Annotated in this window: 17 protein-coding genes; 7 read left to right on the forward strand and 10 right to left on the reverse strand. The window is 52.2% G+C overall.

Features of this window, described 5'->3' with window-relative positions; translation table 11 throughout:
• Positions 1-175: 175 nt before the first annotated feature.
• The 6 genes from Q1A75_RS18010 to Q1A75_RS18035 all read left to right on the forward strand — a co-directional run bounded on the left by Q1A75_RS18010 (position 176) and on the right by Q1A75_RS18035 (position 8323).
• The gene (locus tag Q1A75_RS18010) at positions 176-460 is read left to right on the forward strand and encodes a hypothetical protein (RefSeq protein WP_299640717.1); all 285 of its coding nucleotides are present in this window, start codon (positions 176-178) and stop codon (positions 458-460) included.
• Between the two features lie 706 nt (positions 461-1166).
• Positions 1167-3107, forward strand: coding sequence for an HAD hydrolase family protein (locus Q1A75_RS18015; RefSeq protein ID WP_299592633.1), 1941 nt, complete (start codon positions 1167-1169; stop codon positions 3105-3107).
• Positions 3104-4240, forward strand: a complete 1137-nt coding sequence (locus tag Q1A75_RS18020; protein WP_299592631.1) for a hypothetical protein — start codon at positions 3104-3106, stop codon at positions 4238-4240. Before Q1A75_RS18015 ends, Q1A75_RS18020 begins: the two co-directional genes overlap by 4 nt.
• Before the next feature lie 9 nt (positions 4241-4249).
• Positions 4250-6163 (forward strand): hypothetical protein, encoded by a 1914-nt coding sequence (locus Q1A75_RS18025; protein WP_299592629.1) that lies wholly within the window; start codon positions 4250-4252, stop codon positions 6161-6163.
• 13 nt (positions 6164-6176) lie between these two features.
• A complete protein-coding gene (locus Q1A75_RS18030) occupies positions 6177-7277 on the forward strand; it encodes a hypothetical protein (RefSeq protein WP_299592627.1) in 1101 nt (366 codons plus the stop codon).
• The gene (locus tag Q1A75_RS18035; protein WP_299592625.1) at positions 7277-8323 is read left to right on the forward strand and encodes a PfkB family carbohydrate kinase; all 1047 of its coding nucleotides are present in this window, start codon (positions 7277-7279) and stop codon (positions 8321-8323) included. The genes Q1A75_RS18030 and Q1A75_RS18035 overlap by 1 nt, the downstream gene beginning before the upstream one ends.
• Positions 8324-8330: 7 nt before the next feature.
• On the opposite strand, the gene Q1A75_RS18040 is transcribed toward Q1A75_RS18035, so the two are convergent.
• From Q1A75_RS18040 to Q1A75_RS18055, 4 genes are all read right to left on the reverse strand, one after another.
• A complete protein-coding gene (locus tag Q1A75_RS18040) occupies positions 8331-8816 on the reverse strand; it encodes an RES domain-containing protein (RefSeq protein ID WP_299640722.1) in 486 nt (161 codons plus the stop codon).
• Entirely contained in the window at positions 8816-9283 is a 468-nt protein-coding gene (locus tag Q1A75_RS18045; RefSeq protein WP_299592622.1) for an antitoxin Xre/MbcA/ParS toxin-binding domain-containing protein, read from the reverse strand. Before Q1A75_RS18045 ends, Q1A75_RS18040 begins: the two co-directional genes overlap by 1 nt.
• A 336-nt stretch (positions 9284-9619) precedes the next feature.
• The gene (locus tag Q1A75_RS18050; RefSeq protein WP_299592621.1) at positions 9620-10216 is read right to left on the reverse strand and encodes an SMC-Scp complex subunit ScpB; all 597 of its coding nucleotides are present in this window, start codon (positions 10214-10216) and stop codon (positions 9620-9622) included.
• Complete coding sequence (locus Q1A75_RS18055; RefSeq protein ID WP_299592620.1) at positions 10216-11178, reverse strand: DUF1403 family protein; 963 nt, start codon at positions 11176-11178, stop codon at positions 10216-10218. The genes Q1A75_RS18050 and Q1A75_RS18055 overlap by 1 nt, the downstream gene beginning before the upstream one ends.
• A gap of 126 nt (positions 11179-11304) precedes the next feature.
• On the opposite strand from Q1A75_RS18055, the gene Q1A75_RS18060 reads away from it, so the two are divergent.
• Positions 11305-12504 (forward strand): tyrosine-type recombinase/integrase, encoded by a 1200-nt coding sequence (locus tag Q1A75_RS18060; RefSeq protein ID WP_299592619.1) that lies wholly within the window; start codon positions 11305-11307, stop codon positions 12502-12504.
• Between the two features lie 15 nt (positions 12505-12519).
• Here the strand turns inward: Q1A75_RS18060 and Q1A75_RS18065 are convergent, their stop codons facing one another.
• From Q1A75_RS18065 to icmT, 6 genes are all read right to left on the reverse strand, one after another.
• Positions 12520-12822, reverse strand: coding sequence for a HigA family addiction module antitoxin (locus tag Q1A75_RS18065; protein WP_299592618.1), 303 nt, complete (start codon positions 12820-12822; stop codon positions 12520-12522).
• On the reverse strand, positions 12812-13102 hold the full coding sequence (locus tag Q1A75_RS18070; RefSeq protein ID WP_299592617.1) for a type II toxin-antitoxin system RelE/ParE family toxin: 291 nt from the start codon (positions 13100-13102) through the stop codon (positions 12812-12814). Before Q1A75_RS18070 ends, Q1A75_RS18065 begins: the two co-directional genes overlap by 11 nt.
• A 54-nt stretch (positions 13103-13156) precedes the next feature.
• The gene (gene repC, locus Q1A75_RS18075; RefSeq protein WP_299592616.1) at positions 13157-14470 is read right to left on the reverse strand and encodes a plasmid replication protein RepC; all 1314 of its coding nucleotides are present in this window, start codon (positions 14468-14470) and stop codon (positions 13157-13159) included.
• 171 nt (positions 14471-14641) lie between these two features.
• On the reverse strand, positions 14642-15619 hold the full coding sequence (gene repB, locus Q1A75_RS18080; RefSeq protein WP_299592615.1) for a plasmid partitioning protein RepB: 978 nt from the start codon (positions 15617-15619) through the stop codon (positions 14642-14644).
• A 72-nt stretch (positions 15620-15691) separates the two neighbouring features.
• Positions 15692-16888, reverse strand: coding sequence for a plasmid partitioning protein RepA (gene repA / locus Q1A75_RS18085; protein WP_299592613.1), 1197 nt, complete (start codon positions 16886-16888; stop codon positions 15692-15694).
• A 530-nt stretch (positions 16889-17418) separates the two neighbouring features.
• A complete protein-coding gene (icmT, locus tag Q1A75_RS18090) occupies positions 17419-17703 on the reverse strand; it encodes an IcmT/TraK family protein (protein WP_299592611.1) in 285 nt (94 codons plus the stop codon).
• Positions 17704-17813 lie beyond the last annotated feature (110 nt).

A 17813-nucleotide genomic window follows, 5' to 3' on the forward strand; every position in this document is an offset into this window, starting at 1 on the left:
TCACAAACCTATCGTTATATATATCGGTGTAGATTTCGACATTTAGCGATTTTGCGTTAGGATCGTGTGATGCGCGAGCGATCGTCACCGGATGGCGAAGACCGTACAGCGGGCTTCGGGAGCGAAGCGAGTAGAGCGCGGCCGGAACGGCGCGCCCAGATAAACGACAGACGACATGGATCAAATCTTGGAAGAAGACGGCAAAACGATCTCGATTAACCCTGATGACCTCGTCGCTCGATTGCGACAAGTCGAGAGTATCGCTGAAGGCGATATCGCCCGCGTGATCGAACTGCTTCTTGTCGAAAACCATGTTCTGAAGCGGCGACAATCAACGGGATTGTCTCGTGGGGTGGGTGTTCGCTTTGACACCTATCCACGGTTTTTGAGGTTTGACACCGGTGCCAATGCTGATCCCGAACAGGACAAAAGCTCGGCAAAAGGTGTAGAGCGACCCTGAACCGGCGGATCGCGTTTATGCTGTCGAAATGTAGATTCGCTTTATGACATGCAATTACTATGAATTTGAATGCCGGCTCCGAGGGGCCTGGTTGTCGTTGTGCATTTCAGAGACTGCGGAAAACGCCTGACGCGCCAACGCACTCCCAAGGTTAGAATACTTCATCATCGTGGATGAATGCGAGTGAACTACGTCCTCAAGTGCGATTGCAACAACCGATGCTGCTTCAGCTGGCCTTTCCAGATAGGCCGCCTCACTCCCGGACTCAAGCCACATTCCCATCGAAGCCCGTGCTCATGCACTTTGTGATACGCCAAACACCCATCTTCTTGAGTTTCTGGATGTGGCAAGTTCCCTGCTTAAAACGCCATACCACGTACAGGATGGAACGTTGAAACCCCGTGGTCCAGGTCTTGGTATAAGCTGGAATGTAGACGCGGTAGGAAAAGCCTTGGCGCAAGACTTGGCATTTATCCCAATCTATATGTTCTGCGTAGAAGACCGAGGCCTCTTGCGACTTTGTACTGTTCGCGCGAACTTCTCTTGGGGAAACGACGCCTTTTCAGGTCGGTAAGGACGGTTTGTTCTTTCACTTCCCTCACCCTTATGCCAAAATTATGCAAGCTGACAACGATCAATCCATGAGGTATGTTCTCTTTTTGTTCGCTTCTCACTGCGGCGATTTGATTGGGAGTTATACCGCGACATGGCAAAACCTTATGCATCAGAAATGGCCCAGTTGGGCACGACTTTGGACTGGATATGTCAATCTGACATAACTGGTCTGAAGAACTCACTGAGAACGGCATGTAGTCTGCCAATGGTGGCAATCGGATCGGGCGGCTCCCTCTCTGCTGCACACGGCCTAGCAAGCAATCACCGACAGTTTTCACAGAAAATTTCCGTTGTATCTACGCCTTTGGAAATCACTCGGGAGCCGATAGAGAAGCAATCAACCAATTGGTTACTGAGCGCCGGCGGACAAAACGTAGATGTGCTCGCTGCAGTGAGTGCTTTAATCGCTCGTGAACCTTCGCATCTTGTGGTCATGACCGGCCGCGATGACACCAAACTGACCGAGATATGCAGAGCACATCCGTTCGTTGACCTTCATATTTTTCCGCCACCCGCTGGAAAAGACGGCTTTCTGGCGACAAATTCGCTTTTTGGTTTCAGCGGATTGATACAGCGTGCCTATACGTTGCTCTTTCAGAACGAAAAGACTTGGAACGATACCGCCGATGCAATTCGGCGCACCATAGGTGCGAGCGTAGACGGCCCGGGTCGCATGAAGGTTATGTCCGAGCCGCTATGGCAGCGTTCGACGACCGTTGTGCTGTATGGACCCGCAACGAGCCTTGGTGCGATCGATCTCGAATCCAAGTTTACTGAAGCTGCATTGGGGTCCATTCAACTTGCCGATTTTCGCAACTTCGCTCACGGGCGCCATCATTGGCTTGCGAAACGCGGCAACGATTCAGGTGTGATTGCTCTGGTAGCTCCTGAGGATAGGAAGCTGGCCGAAAAAACTCTAGCGCTTCTTCCCGATGACATTCCCCAAGTCGTGATCGATTTGCCTGGTGGTGGATCGGCAGGTCTGGCTTCGTTGTTGGCAGCATTTGAACTCACAGGTCTTGCTGGAATCGCGCAGGGCATCGATCCTGGTCGACCAGGAGTCCCAATGTTTGGACGCCATTTGTATCGGTTGAAGCCACCTCGGGAAAAAGCGGAAAAGCCGCGCCATGGCCTGTCGCAACGCGATGTGGTGGCAATTGAACGAAAGTCTGCGAACTCAATCGAATGCTTGGAAAAGGCTGGAAAGATAAGTTTTTGGGAACAGAATCTGAACCAGTTTCGTGATGCTATTCTGTCCGAACATTTCGATGCTATCGTTCTTGACTATGATGGCACCGTAGTCGAAACGCGCGCTCGGAAGGCACCTCCCAACAAACGGCTTACACAGAAACTGGTAGAGTGTCTCAAGGCCGATATCTGGGTCTGTTTCGCGACAGGAAGAGGTAAGTCGGTCAGAACGGCTCTACAAGACGTGATTCCAGAGCAGTATTGGGAGAAGGTTTTGATTGGCTACTACAATGGCGCTGAAATCGGATCACTCAAAGACGATCTTATCCCGGATGGTAACCCACAGGTGGGCAACGCTCTTCATAAGGCCGCCGAACTCCTGAGGACCGACGAAGAATTGACCGGAATCTGCGAGCAGGAAGATCGGACCTATCAGATAACGGTGAGCTGTAAGAATAATGTTGATTCCACGTATCTTTTTCATCGAGTGACTGAATTACTGGCCCGGGAGGACTGTAATGACGTATCTGTCGTCCGTTCTGGCCACTCTATCGATGTCTTATCCCCGATGGTTTCTAAAAACAACGTTGCACAAGCACTGAGAAAAAATAACTCGTCTGTATCCATACTGTCTATTGGCGATAGCGGAGGGTTGAACGGCAACGATCACGATCTTTTGGCTGGGCCGTTTTCACTTAGCGTCGACAAGATCAGCTCCAATCCTGCAACATGTTGGAATCTCGGCTCCAGAGGGCAACGTGGCCCCGAAATTCTTGCCGAGTATCTAGACGCGATTGAATGCAACGACGGCACCTTCAGATTTCGCAAAGGGGCTTTGAAGTGAACCAAGACCTCGCGTTGAAAGTCATGGGCGAAATCATGCGTTGGGACGATGATGAAGCTCGCAAGGAGTTTCGTTGGCTGAAGCTGATGGCGCGGCTCAAATATGATGGATACCGAGATTTTCAAGCTGGTATGCGATTCATTGAGAGCTTGGCAACGTGGCTGCAACAGTTCGACCAAGATGAACGCAAAGTAGCTTATACATTTGTTAAAGAGCGAATGGTCTATGTTGGTCCCGGCGAAGTCCGCCGGCTGGTCGAGCAGTTTTTTCCGAACACTATTCGACAACGAATTGTTCGGACCGTCGCAGCTGATCTCGGGATCAAGCCCTATACCGTTTTGATTGATCCTCAGGCAATAGCAGCGATTGAACGCTTACGGCGCCAAACACTTGTTTTGGGTCTCAGTGATGGCGCGAGAATGGACATTGTCCGGCATTCAAATGTCGGCCGTCTGAGCAATGAGCAGCTCGTTCTTGCACCACAGATCGATACTGAAAAATGGAAAGATCTCTTGGAGAGTTTGCGCGAGGATTTGAAAGATAAAGATGCGCTTTTCAGGATTATCTATCTTGTTGATGACTTTGCCGGTACCGGTACGTCGTTTTTGAGATTCAATGTCGATAAGAATAAATGGTCGGGTAAGCTAACACGGTTTCGCACATCGCTATTCAACGCAATCAAGGACGAAGATGTTGGTAACATCGTAGCCCCTGACTGGCAGTTGTGCGCTCATCATTACATGGCGACATCTGACGCAAAGACCAAGATGACAGATAGCGAACTGGCTGCAAGAAAAACTCTGAACAGTGACGGATGGCCCAAAGAGGTTCATCTGTCATTTGCGACCGTGTTTGATGAACAATTGCCCATTGTGTCCGGGAAGGATGATGCATTTATTGCTTTGGCAAATAAATACTATGATCCCATTATCGAGACCAAGCATACAGCGGTAGGAGGAGTTAAGCATCTTGGGCTTGGATATGGAGGATGCGCTCTGCCGGTAGTACTCGAACATAACACACCTAATAACTCCGCAGCCCTGCTTTGGGCTGAGACTTCCGGTGGTGATAGAGAGGGTGTTGACGCGCCAGCTATGCGTCCACTTTTTCGTCGTCGACAAAGGCATGTGTGAGGCTAGAAATTGGCAAATCCGTTTGAAAAAAGAGCATCTGAGTACCGCCGAGACGATGAAGCATTCTTGCCTTTGGTAACGCCGGATCCCTTGATCACTTTCTTCAAGAAACATGCTGACGACGGCAAATTGTATGATCAACTGTCGGTCATTATCGGAGCCCCAGGTAGTGGTAAGACGACAATTGCACGGCTCTATCAATACGCCACTCTGAAAACTCTTCTGCAACACGAAAGCCAGACAAACTTCAAGCCACTGGTTGACACGCTCACACAGTGTGGAGCGATCAAGAACAGAGAGCCTGTGTTACTTGGTGGACGTGTCCCCTTGGAGTCAGAGTATCGCGATTTTTGGGAATTTCCTTACCCCGAAGATCTGAAATGCAAGCTGATGTTTGCGTTGATTCAGAGCAGGACCGTCCTTTCGTGGATCAGCAATCTGGTGAGTACGGGGGTCGCGCTTGAACAAATTTCGATAATTCCTCGCGGCGACGCGATCGCCGCATTAGCTGCGATTGGTGGAAAAGACGGAATATCGCTGTTCAATAAAGCTCGCGCCATTGAAGAACAGATATATAGAATCTCGGCGGCGCTGCTACCTCCATCGATTGATGACATCGATGATGAAGCTGCAGCCGCCTATCATCCTTTTGACGTCATTGAGCGCTTCGAAATCAGGATAGGCGAACAGAAGACAGTCCTCCGTCCGCTGGTAATTTTCGATGACGCGCATAGCCTCCATCCGGAACAGTTCACAGCATTTAGGCAATGGCTAGCGCGACGTGAATTGAAGATTTCGAGATGGGTTCTAACCCGTATGGACGCGCTTTCACCGGCCGACGTTTTATTGGCCCAAGGTGAGAGCAATACCAAACGTCCGGGCCTAAAGAACGCGCGCGAACTCACCGTGATCTGGATGCAGAGCCAAGATGATCGCTTCAGCAAACGCAAAGCCTTTCGGAAGATGGCGAAGGGCATGGCAACCCGATATTTGAGACAGATGGATGTGTTTTCACGAAGGGGTATTCAAGATCTTACCGATTTCATCTCAACGCGTCCGGATACGATTGCACCGAGCAGGCTTGAGGCTCTGGCAAGCTCAGTAGACAGCATCCAACAGAAGAACGGGATATCGGACGCGCGCCGTAAATCACTGGAGGAACTTGTTGCCGACTACTTGTCCAGTACAGGACTAGAAGGCGAGGATGTCGCGCTAGCGATGCTTTCGATCCTGTTTCATAGATATTTGAAACGAATCCCACAGAAGGGCCTTTTCGACCATCAAGACCAGGATGTTGAACCAAACAGGCCTATCAAGGTCGATGGCGGCATTGCAGATGGAGCAAAGGTTCGATTGCTTCATGATTTTGGACGACCTTATTACTACGATATTGATGCCTTGTGCGACGCAAGCTCAGAGAACGCTGAGCAGTTTCTTCACTTGGCATCGACGCTTGTGACGCAGGCTGAGACCCAGCTAATCCGCGAAAAACCCGCTTCACTCTCGAGCAGAGTGCAAAACCGCCTCCTGCGGGAAAAAGCGGGGCAAATTTACCGAGAGTGGGATTTCCCGCATAGTCAGCAGGTCGCGGTGCTTGCTGAGGGAATTGCTCAACAGTGCGTGGCAAAGACACTCGAGGGCAATGCTTCGTTGGGCGGTGGGGCTGGAGCTGGGGCTTTTGGAATACCTCAAGAAGAATTTGATGAGATTCCAAAGAAATACGAAGAACTTGCTCGTATTCTGAAGTTTGGTGCGGCCTACAATGCGTTTGTTTTGGTTCAAAACCACAGCACAAAAAATCGCATGTGGTGCCAGATCGAGTTGAGTGGCGTCTTAAGGGTGCATTTTGGACTTTCACAAACCAGAGGCGGGTTTTTGGAACGGACAACAGATGATCTTCTGTCAATGCTGAAATCGAATTGATAGAGGTGAGCTTTTGAGATGGGACCAGTGCATTGCAAACTTTGGGCATGAAGTAGCCGATTTTGCAGAAGACTATTTTGCCGATACGGAGCGCAAAGTGCTGCTCATCGCCGGCGCAGGTTTTGATCCAAGATCGAAAATTGTAGCAACGTGTCTGGTTGATGCAGGGACGAATATCGAAGCTGTACTTATCAAGGAGATACGCCCGGAACCAAGTCAAGATTTGGTCGATTTGGCTGAAGACAACAAGTCGGATCTGGAAAACCTCTTACCGGATCATGATCTCGTCGAAATTGATATTTTTGGTTCCGACAACGCTGTGGTTGGTGGACGCAACGTTGTCAAAGCACTCAATGCCCTCAATTACGCAGGCTATACGGATGTCATTGTCGACATTAGTGCATTGTCAATTGGGACAAGTTTTCCAGCCATTCGCTATTTCATCGAACGCATTGAAGCGAATATGCCGCCAGCGAACCTTCATGTCTTTGTTACTCACAACCCGTCGCTTGACACCGGTATCACACTCATTCCAAGCGACTCTCCAGGTTATATACATGGTTTTCGCGGCGGCACATCGTTGGACAGTTCTTCAGCAGCAGCCAAGCTTTGGTTACCTCAACTCGTGTCAGGACGCCGAGCGGCACTGAATGCGTTACACGGGTATCTTGAGCCCCATGATACCTGTCCGATTGTTCCGTTCCCTGCCGCCAACCCGCGACAAGTAGACATCTTGGCGGAAGAGTACATTGCTGAACTTGAAAACGCTTGGTCGGTCGATACTAGAAATTTGGTGTATGCAGATGAATCTAACCCTTTGGATTTATACAGAACTATTTTAAGACTGCATGATCTGAGAAGGCTCGTGTTTCAGGATATCGGTGGCTCATTGATGATATTGTCGCCACTGGGAAGCAAAATAATGGCAATCGGCGCTCTTCTGGCAGCTATGGAAAGAAACCTTCCCGTCGCATATCTGGAAGCGATCGGCTACAATATGAGAAGTGGCCCTCCACACGGGCCAGCAGATCACAAGCTGGTTCACCTTTGGCTGGAAGGGGATGTTTACCCAAAACCAAGGCCTGCACTGCAAAAAAACGGAAGCGTCAAATAATGAAAAATTCAAACTCTCCTCAAGCATTTGGCGCTGGTTTGATTGCTTTGGATCTCATTCTTGGGGCAGATCCCGAAGGCCCCGTGAAGTCTTGGACAGGCGGAACATGTGGCAATGTGTTATCAATTCTAGCATTTCTCGGTTGGAAATCGTATCCAATTGCCCGCATGAATGGTGATGCCGCTTCAGAGCGTGTCTTGACGGACATGCAGAAGTGGGGGGTTCAATTGGACTTTGCCAGATGTGAGCCGCAAGGTGACACGCCAATTATCGTTCAGCAAATTAGGCCAGATCGCGACGGTAATCCAAGCCACAGGTTTTTGTGGGCCTGTCCCTCGTGCGGTAAACATCTTCCTCGATTCAAGGCTGTTACGCAGGCTGCTGTCGAAGTTGTGTCACCTCACATGGGTGACGCGGCTGTCTTCTTTATGGATAGGCTCTCGCGCGCCATGTTAACTATGGCGAAGGATGCCGCTGAAAGTGGCGCAGTTGTAGTGTTTGAACCATCTGCAAAGTCGGATCCAAAACATTTTGCAGAGGCCATAAAAATTGCTCACGTTCTAAAATATGCGGATCAACGGCTGACCGACGCAGGTGATGTAATCGGTAATGATACGTCGGTCGTTCTCGAAATACAGACACTTGGTGAGCAAGGCCTTCGTTACCGATCAAAGTCAGGCAGTCAGCCGCTTCCATGGAGCCAGATGAAAGCATTCAAAACGCCACGCCTCAAAGATACATGTGGCTCAGGAGATTGGTGTACTGCCGGCATTATCCACAAACTTGCTTCTCATGGGTTGGAAGGCTTTTCCCAGCATGGACCCGACAACTTTTCCGATGCCCTAACTTACGGACAAAGCCTGGCAGCTTGGAATTGTGGTTTTGAAGGTGCTCGGGGTGGAATGTACTCAATGTCGTTCGAAGAGTTTCAGAAGCAGGTTGATGACATCTTGAATGGCGAAGTCTATATCGCTCCTAACAATCCGATATCTAAGGATGTTGAAGAGTCGGTACGGTGTCCGGCGTGTACCTCGCAAGCGGCGTAGGTGCGGTCTATTCGTTAAAGAGCCGTTCGTCCCACCAAATTGGGGTTTCCAAGCCAGTTGTTATTAACTTGAAATCAGGATGTAGTGCGTTGAACACCACGTTATTCTCCATGCGTGCAACCACTGAAGGCACGATCAGGATTGCGGAGCGTTTTTCTGCATACCAGCTTCGCCCAAATTTTCGGGCCGCTTCTCCATCAGGAGTGGACCATCCCTCAATGAAGTCACTGTTGACGACTTCATAGCTTGTGCCGACTGGTATCGATATCTTGATGAAATGTTGGCCAGACGGGATTTCGCCCTGATAGTGAACCAGCTTTTCAAGCATTGCGGTCGAGTAATTTTGTGACGCATAGATCACAGCAGCGCCGGCTTCATGCCAGCGACCTGAACTCAGCCTTGCTCCACCATCATCCCAAATCGGAAACTCGCCTTTTGGGTCGCCGATACGATAGGCGGTCAGAGAGTTTTCTAACTTCCGATCCCGCGTCATCATACGGCGAAGCTGGACTCCGCACGTCTGAGCATGTTGATCACTGCCTCAGCGCCTGCCGAGTTTGACTGTGCCATCTCAATCGGAGTACGCCCACCAAGCAATTTGTGCGGTCTGTTTAAGAAGCGCGATATCGCGTCTTCGTCTCCATGATACACACGGCTGACCGCATCGACCACACGACTAACTTCATACAGGCGCTCACTCATCTCGCGAGACAAAGCCTTGCGACTTTTCTTGGCCCTTCGCAGAGTCGCTTCTGGAATGAGAGGGCCAACAACCGCGGCACGACCGAGAGCCAAACTCAAAGTCTCTGCTGCCGATACCGCCAGACCTTGCGCGATGCGATCTGCCAAACCAATGTCATCAAGCGGGTGTTTTGCTTTGAGTCCTAGAAGCATGCCAATTCGTCCCGACTCGGTTCCGGGTAACGCCTCTGGCGTCATGTAAGCTTGTAGCGGCGCCATATTCATCTCCTATTGCAATCGTCACATGACGTTTATGTAGTCGTCATTTGACGAATTGTCAAGGTGTGGCCCTGTTATCTCATTAGCTGCGCATCGTACTTTGCGCGCACATTTAGAGTTTTTGCTTCTGTTACGAAAGCTCGGACAACAGGCCTCGGCGTCCGAGACTTTGTAACGCCAAGGAAACCGAGTTTCTTCAGATGCAGGGCCAACACGCCAGAAAGAACTAAACCGGTCTACTGACTTTTCATCTGTTGGCCTCAAAGTGTCCGCTGTCCGTGGACAGGGGACACACAATGTCAAGTTCTGCGACGTACCGAGAGGAAGGCTAGGCAGTCACATCGTCACAGTGTCATCGGCAATATCAGGCAAATCCCGCAAACTATGCAGGTCAAACGTCGCCAAGAACGTCTCAGTCGTCACGAAGGTATGCGGCGCGCCCGGCCGCGGACTTTTGGGCCCGTTGCCGATCAGGTTCTTGTAGCGCAGCCGACTGAGCAGATCGCGGTTGATCTCCTTGCCAAAGATGTCGGCGAGCCCGGCTCTGTCGATCGGTTGGTGATAGGCAACGGCGCAAAGCACTGCCATTTCTTCCTCGGAAAAGTTGTGCGCTTGGTCGCCAATATCAGCTACCGTCCGGATTGCCGTCGCATAGTGAGGCCTTGTCCGGAACATCCAGCCGCCGGCAACTGGGACAATCTCATAGGGCTTGGCTTTCAGATCGGCTTGGATGTCTTCGATCAGCAGATCGATGTTCGCGCCCTTCCCGACCACCAATGACAAGGCGTCCCGCTCAACCGGTATGCTACTGGCGAAGATGACAGCCTCGATGCGGTTCATCCATTCGCGCCATCTCAACTCAGCGGGCAAGTCTTCGAGCTCAACATCGAGCATCTCAGCTTCGGTATCATCTTGTCTGCGTGCGGCCATCATTACGCCACCCCATACAGACGGAAGGAAGCGCGGCCGGTCAGCTCTTTGGCGACGCCCAATTCGATCAGGCGTTCGCAGAGCCGCCGCGCGGATCGAGGTGTCATGGCTGTGCTTGATCCACGGATGATGGGTGACAACATCGTTGAGGGCAGCACCGCGTCTTCCGACAGAAACAGACGCACTGCGTCCTGCGACCCCTTCGTACGCAGCTTTGGTTCGATCGCGCGGAGATGCACTGCACGACGGGCCAGATCATGGGCCAATCGCACCACATCTTGAGCAGCGCGTGCGACCGCGTCGTGGCACGCGATCTGAACGTCTGCACCGTCCGCGATATTTCGAAACACTCTGCGGTTTAGATAAAGGCCAAAAAGGGGAAGCGGTCGTTCCCATCCCAAACCGCGCGCCAGGACCGTGTCGGAGCAAAGGAGGGCTGCCGCCTCCTGACGCGGAAAATCCCGAACGAAGGTTGAGAGAACCAAGCGGGCATGGGCAACGGGGTTGCCGACGCTTTGGTTCAGCTCGCCGACCAAGTCAGGCCATTGTTCCTGCATGTCGCTCGGCAAAAGGTTCCGCAGCCGATCTTGCCAATTGGCCTGGTTCAAGGAAATCGCTGATCCTGCTCTCCACAGCGCCAACATATCGCCGGCTGGTCCCTTCGCATCACCCGGGGCGGCCAACAAATAGGCATCACGGATTTCAGCTTCGCTTTGCACCCTGCCCTCTATCTTCAGGCAATGGGCGGCCGCGCGCAGCGCCAGCCGATTGCGTAACAATTCGGTAGGGACATTGATGCTAGGATCGTTGAGGGCGACATGCAGCAAAGTGAGCGCCGCACCGCTGGCAAAGCCAGCCGTTTCTGGGGTTTCGGCACCGGAAGCATCCATGATCCACTTCGGTAAAAGGGGTGGCAATATGGTGTCAGGTGTTTTTCGTTTTGCTGCATGGGTCGTCTGAATCATGCAAACAGTGTAAGTTATATCGGCGCTTTATGCTATCAAATAGGCATTAAACCGCCCCACCTTATACCTCTCCACTATGTCCAATAAGTTTGCCTTATCGGACATAAAAAGAATATGCTTTGAAACATGCGCAAATCACCCGAAAAAGCCGAGAAATCGACCTCAGCTGCCACTACCGCGTCCGGCGACGCTGCGGTCGACGAGAGAGATCAGCTGCCTGCGTCAGCCGAAGATATGCCGGACATCGATCTTGATGATCTTCTGTCAGATGAGACCGATAAGGAAGACGACAGGTCACAGAGCATCGCCCTGCCCGCTCATGTTGCGGGATCCGGATCGCTCGACCGCCTCGTCGACCAGGCACGCGGCTATGCCGCCGCCGCAACAGCCGAAAACACCAATAAGGCCTACAAGGCAGATTGGAGGCACTTCGCCAGCTGGTGCCGGCGCAAAGGCGTCGATGCCCTGGTCCCCTCCCCCGCCGTGATCGGGCTCTACATCTCTGACTGTGCGAAACCGCAAGACGGATCCCCCGCCCTGTCTGTGGCCACGATCGAACGGCGCTTGTCCGGCCTCGCCTCCAACTACCGTCAGCGTGGTCTTACGCTCGACATGAAAGATTGTCACATCGCCTCGGTCTGGGCCGGGATCAAAAACACCCACGGCACACCGCCAGTCCAGAAGGAAGCGGTGCTGGCCGAGGATGTGCTCGAGATGGTGGCGCTGCTCAGCTTTGGGCTGAGGGATATGCGCGACCGCGCCATTCTCTTGATCGGCTATGCTGGCGGGCTGCGCCGCACTGAGATTACCGGTCTGGATATCGGCAAAGAGGAGACTGACGACGGTCGCGGCTACATCGAACTACTGGACGGCGGGGTTGTGATGCACATCAAGGGCAAGACCGGTTGGCGAGAGGTGGAGATCGGTCGCGGATCCTCCGATCAGTCCTGCCCGGTCCATACACTGGAGCAGTGGATAAATTACGCAAAGATCGACTTCGGCCCGGTGTTCCGGCGGGTCTATCGGGACAATTCCGGGGTCGGGACCGAGCGACTCTCTGACAAACATGTTGTGCGGTTGATCAAGCGTCTCGTCCTGGACTCCGGAGTTGGCCTTGACCGACCAACACTCTCAAAACTCTCTGATGAAGAGCGCGTGAAACACTTTTCCGGCCATTCCCTGCGCGCCGGTCTCGCCTCTGGGGCAGAAGTTGATGAGCGCTACGTTCAAAAACAACTCGGTCATGCCTCCGCCGAGATGACACGGCGCTATCAACGCCGCAGGGATCGGTTCCGGGTCAATCTCACAAAAGCGGCTGGACTTTAGCCAAAGCCCCCTGCCCTACGCGGCGGACTGCAATTTCTCCACTTTGATCTCAGCCTCATGCAACCTGGCTTGTGCCAGTTCATAGCTGCTCTGCATACGCAACAATGTATCGGCCTTGACGCCAAACGCTTTCTCAAACCGGATTGCCATCTCGGCGGACAGACCGGTCCTGCTGTTCAACAGGCTGCTCATCGCTTGACGCGAAACGCCAAAGTGATCGGCAAGAGCCTTCACACTCATACCTGTCGGTTCGACAATTTCAGTCTTGAGCCAGTCGCCCGCATGGACATGCAGGCCGGGATGCATTTCAAGAGCCATGATAATCCTCCAGATCCATGTTGATGAGAGCACCATCCTCGTTCAACTGGAACGTCAATCGCCAGTTTTTGGTCACTGTCATCGACCAGGTGCCCTTCCGGTTCCCCGTCAACGGGTGCAATCCGTAATTTGGTGGGGTCGCCAACTCTTCCAGACCGCCCGCCGCATCGACAAAGGCCAGCATTTTGCGTAACCTGTCAGTATCACCGACCAGGCCCTTTGGGTTTCCGGTTTCAAAGAACCGCCTGAGCCCCTTATGGCCAATACTCTCAATTCTCATGTTCGTTCCTACAGTTAAGACGCAGTGCTGTCAAGTGTCGCCTTACGGGCGACACTATGAAACGCGCTCGCTCAAACGGCCGTAGAAACTGCGGTCCAGATGCAACTCCCCTGCCCTGGCCTTCTCGACCATCCCTCGGAGATAGCCGCCAGGCGATTTGACCTCTCCGGTTGTGTGCTTGTCGAAGATCAGCGCGATCGCGGCGGCCGCAACAGCCGGACCAAGGGCCTTTTGCGACAGGTTCCAGGCATCTTCGGATATTCCCGCCATACCCCTGATTTGCCCGGCGGCCCGGTGCAGTTCATTCCAGTCCCGGATATATCCGCCGCCAACAGCCCGCGCCATCTCGGCAAAATGAGGGCAGGTTGCCATCAGCATCGGGATATCGACCTCTGATGTGCGTTTGTTGGTATGGGTGCTCCACTGGATATCAAGATCCACCTGTTCCGGTCTTTCAACCCGCTCAGGTTCTGGCATTTCTGGCTCAACGCCCGCCGCGTGCTTTTTTTCAAAGCGATTACTATTTACGGGATCAGGTTGGTTTGTAGTTAGTATGTGGGTGCCATCAGAGACACCTGTGGGTGCCATATTTACATTAATTGGAACTACATTGCTTTCGGAAGATGCCTCCGCATTGGGTGATTTGACGTCGGATTCCTCTGGCCAATCGAAAGCAGCCTCAAAAGCTTCCTCAACGCGGCCTTTGAAAGCTTTGAACCAGTCTACGATGTCCAGGAGCTTGTTGGCCGTTGTAGTGCGCTTTGGCAGGCTCTGAAGCAGTACAGCGAACTCTTCTTCCAAATCTTTCCACGGGCCTCTGAGGCCGCTCTCCAGAGCCTTGTCGATCTTTGCACGGATGACACGCCGCGTAATCGTCACAACATTCCTCAGAGAGGCACAGAACGCGCGTTCCTGCTTCAACTGAGCGTAGAGCGCCTCAAACTCTTCTGCGCGCGCTGCCAGCGGTGCCAGGTCGAAGCCATAGGCCTCCACAATCACACCATCCTCGTCCCTGTGGCCATAACGCTTGCCGTTGGGGCTGTCCTTGATCCAGATGAGGCCCAGTTCCGCCAGCCGACGGACATGGCGTCTCAGCGTGGACAGAGAGAACCCTGTTTGTTCCATCAGAAAGTTGTTGGAAGCCCAGACGATCGGCCGCCTGCCCTGCTCCCAATCCTGCGGCTGCGTGAAAGCGGCGAATGTATCGAGCAAAAGCAAGTCTTGCGCCTGCAGGCCGATTGCGGCGGCCACCCTTTTGGCCGCACTCGTTGCCTGTGATTTGGGTATAGAAAGCTGTTCACCGGCTTGTGCGTGCTTTTCAGCGACCACAAGGCCCGGCGTTGGCTTGCGCCATCCGTTATGTTTCATGGGTTCTTTTCGACCTCCTTTAGTTGAAAGAGGGCAAAAGAATTCCGTTCACCGAATCGGTGTTCTGCATTGACAGTGATTCGCGGAGGGTGCTATCTAGTAGGTGCAAATTACCTAGATCAGCTCTCTTACCGCATGGTGGAGGGCTTTTCTTTTGCCTGTATTAACTCCTCATTGTTTCTGTTCCGCCTTGAACTGCTCGTACAATTTTTCAAGGCGTTCGGAGACGAATTCTCCAAACTCGATTGCACGCTGGTCTTTAGCTTTCACGGCGATGGTGAAGCTTTTCCCGCGCGATGTTGAACTGACCTCAATGGCCTTATCTTTGGGTGTCCACGGTCGGGCTTTTTTTGTAGCGCCCTTAATGGTCTTCTGGCCTCGTTTGAGAGTGCCAAGAAGTAATTCGAACCTTTCGTCGGAGCTGAGGGTGCCAAATCTATCTGATCCGATTATCTCTTGAGCGCGCTGCGAGTTCGCGGGGCGATCAAGCAGTGTCTTCAGCTCATACCACCTGTCTCGGCCAATTGATTTCGCGGCTCCAAGCGACGTGAGGATAGGTTCTGCAATGCTGGCAACTGACAGCATCTTTGAAAGCGTTGCCTTGTCGACCGAGAGCGCTGAGAGTGCAGTAGTATTATCGTTGTCATACCCACCGTTCGCGACGTTTGCTGCCAGCAACGCGCGTTCGAGGAAGGAAAGATTAGCACGGGCAGCATTTTCCTGGCCCTGAGCAACAACGTGATCACGATCCGACATATACTTAACGACGGCCCGGACATTAATGCCAAGCTCTTCGGCGACCTTTCGACGACGCGCGCCGAACACTACCATATATCGACCGTCTAGCTTCGGATGGGGCCTGACTAAGATCGGTGAGTTCTGCCCATCTTCGTCGATAGCCTTCTTCAATGCCTGAAAATCACGATCATCGTGTTCTAAACGATCCTTCAAAAACGAGGGATCAATCAGCGACGGTTCAAGCTCAACGATGGTTTCGCCTTCGAGAAGCTTGTCAGCCTTGTCAGCCAAATCGTCGAGCGTACTCGAAATAGACTTCGATGCCCCACGCGAGACAAACTCGCGCTCCTTGGGGCTTGCAGGGTCCGGCGCGTCACCTAGCACGCTTTCAAATGGGTTTTTCCTAGCCATACAAATACCCACCTTTCACTAGGTCGATGTTTTTGTGCGGTTTTTTTGCCATTTTGACTGCCGTCAACTTACTCATATCCGACCCCACGCTCTGTGAATGAGGTCTTGGACCTCAGCGTTCACTGCCCACATGCTTTCGAAGGCACGGTCATAGGTTTCTCTGTTGAATTTACCCCGCTCGATTTCAAACAGTGACTGCTTCGTGAGCCCTGCATCAGAGATTGCAGTCGATTTCAGCATGTGGTTGGTCAGAATTTCTTCTGCGAACATCGACTGCATAAAACCCAGCATTTGCGTTTGCGGGATATCGGTCGGTTCATAGCGCGTGATGAGATACCGGAGCCAATCCATCTGGACATTTGCACCTGCTTTTACGAGCGACTTGGTGAAATTACCGAGGGTCAATAGGAACTGGCTCATTGACATCAGATCCAACATCTCGGGATGAACTGTTATCAAAACTGAAGTAGATGCCGTTACGGCCGTCAGCGTCAGGTATCCAAGCTGTGGCGGGCAATCCAATACAACAATGTCGTAGCGATCATCGACATCCTCCAGCGCCTTGCTCAATCGCGTGAAGAAGAGTTTGCCTTCGCGGGACGCTTGCGCAGCCAGTGGGGTTTCAAATTCATACTCTGACAGCTCGAGGTTGGCGGGGACGATATCAAGCGAAGGGAAATTCGTTGGGCTGATGAGTTCAGCAATTGATTGACGTTCTTCATCGTAACGCAAAGCGTCATAGACTGAGCGGTTATCGTCAAGTTCGGGTTGGTATCCAAACAGCGCAGAAAGTGACGCTTGAGGATCCAAGTCTAATGCCAGGACACGATGGCCCGTAAGAGCCAACTGTTGCGCGAGGTGCACCGCGGTCGTTGTTTTGCCGCTCCCGCCTTTGAAATTGACAACACCTATGACCTGGAGCTTCTCACCGTCTCGCCGATGGGGAACATAGTTCTTTGCCCCTGACTTTCCGGTCTTGTCGAGGTAGGTTCGAAGCTCGATTATTTGCTCTGCCGTATAGAACCGTCGACCTCCGGCCTTAGTTGTTGGAGTAGGGCCCTTATCCTCGAGACTTAGTCGCTTCAGGTTATTTGGACTCACACCCAAAAACCGCGCAGCTTCCGCCATCGAGAATTCGCGCAGCATCTTTCGCGCATCCGGTGGAAAGTTTTCACGACGCAACATGTCTAGGCGCCGAGAAATCTCTGCACCTTGCGCAAGAATCTTGTTATCAAATTCAAACGCCGGAAACGGTGTGCTGTTTTCCATATGCTCTGCCTGTTATGGCGCTAAATCGGCCAATTAGATTATTTTGTCGCCATTATGGTCAAAAAGCCCTAGTAATCAATAGGCAATCATTCCACTTTAAATGCCTCGCAGGACTACATCTTGTGCAACACAAGCTAGCCGACCCCATCGAAGAAACTATGGAAGGTTGAAGTGTTGACGGCAGTCAAAAGTGCCATTTTCACGTGCAGATTCAGTTATTTAGGAAGGTAATAGCTATTTTGGCTGCAAGTATGGGGTCTGTGCGACCATCATTGTGTCAACCGATCTGCGACTTTCGGATGGGATGGTCTTCCAGACTGTGCGACTTCGCTGTGGAGCTGGTTTGAACGGCTGTCGATGGCAAAATTGCGTTTCGTTACAAGCGATTCGGGCATTGAAAACGAATCGCGCTCACAAAATACTCAGCTAGTTCGCATCACTGGGATGGACTTGCTCCTAACACCATCGGTACCGTGATGCGTGTTCGCTTTAGACTGCATCCACCTCGCCTATCTAGAATTCATTCAAAATCATTTTTCCGGTCGCGCGGAAGAGCCGCTGGAAAGCGCATCCGACCCATAATCTGCCATCGGCCTAAGTCGGGTGTATGAGACAGCCGGACGGAACGCGCCCACGAGTTTTGAACGCGCCAGACGTATGAGGTTCTCGACCGAGTAGTTGAAGTAGCTCGCACCGGTAAACCCCGCGATCGCGAACACAAGTACGGCAAAGGTCCACGACCTGATGTGGAAGATGAACAGGATGATGAAGAAGATCAGACGCGCGTCAAAGAACATGAGATGCGGCCGTGCCATGGCGTAGCGCCAATGCACTGTTGAGCGATAGATAATGCACTGTTGAGCGATAGATATTGTAACGGTCATCCGCCATGATCGACCTTTCGCTCTCAACGCGTGGGCGTTTC

The sequence above is a fragment of the uncultured Tateyamaria sp. genome, from assembly GCF_947504105.1.
Taxonomy (GTDB): domain Bacteria; phylum Pseudomonadota; class Alphaproteobacteria; order Rhodobacterales; family Rhodobacteraceae; genus Tateyamaria.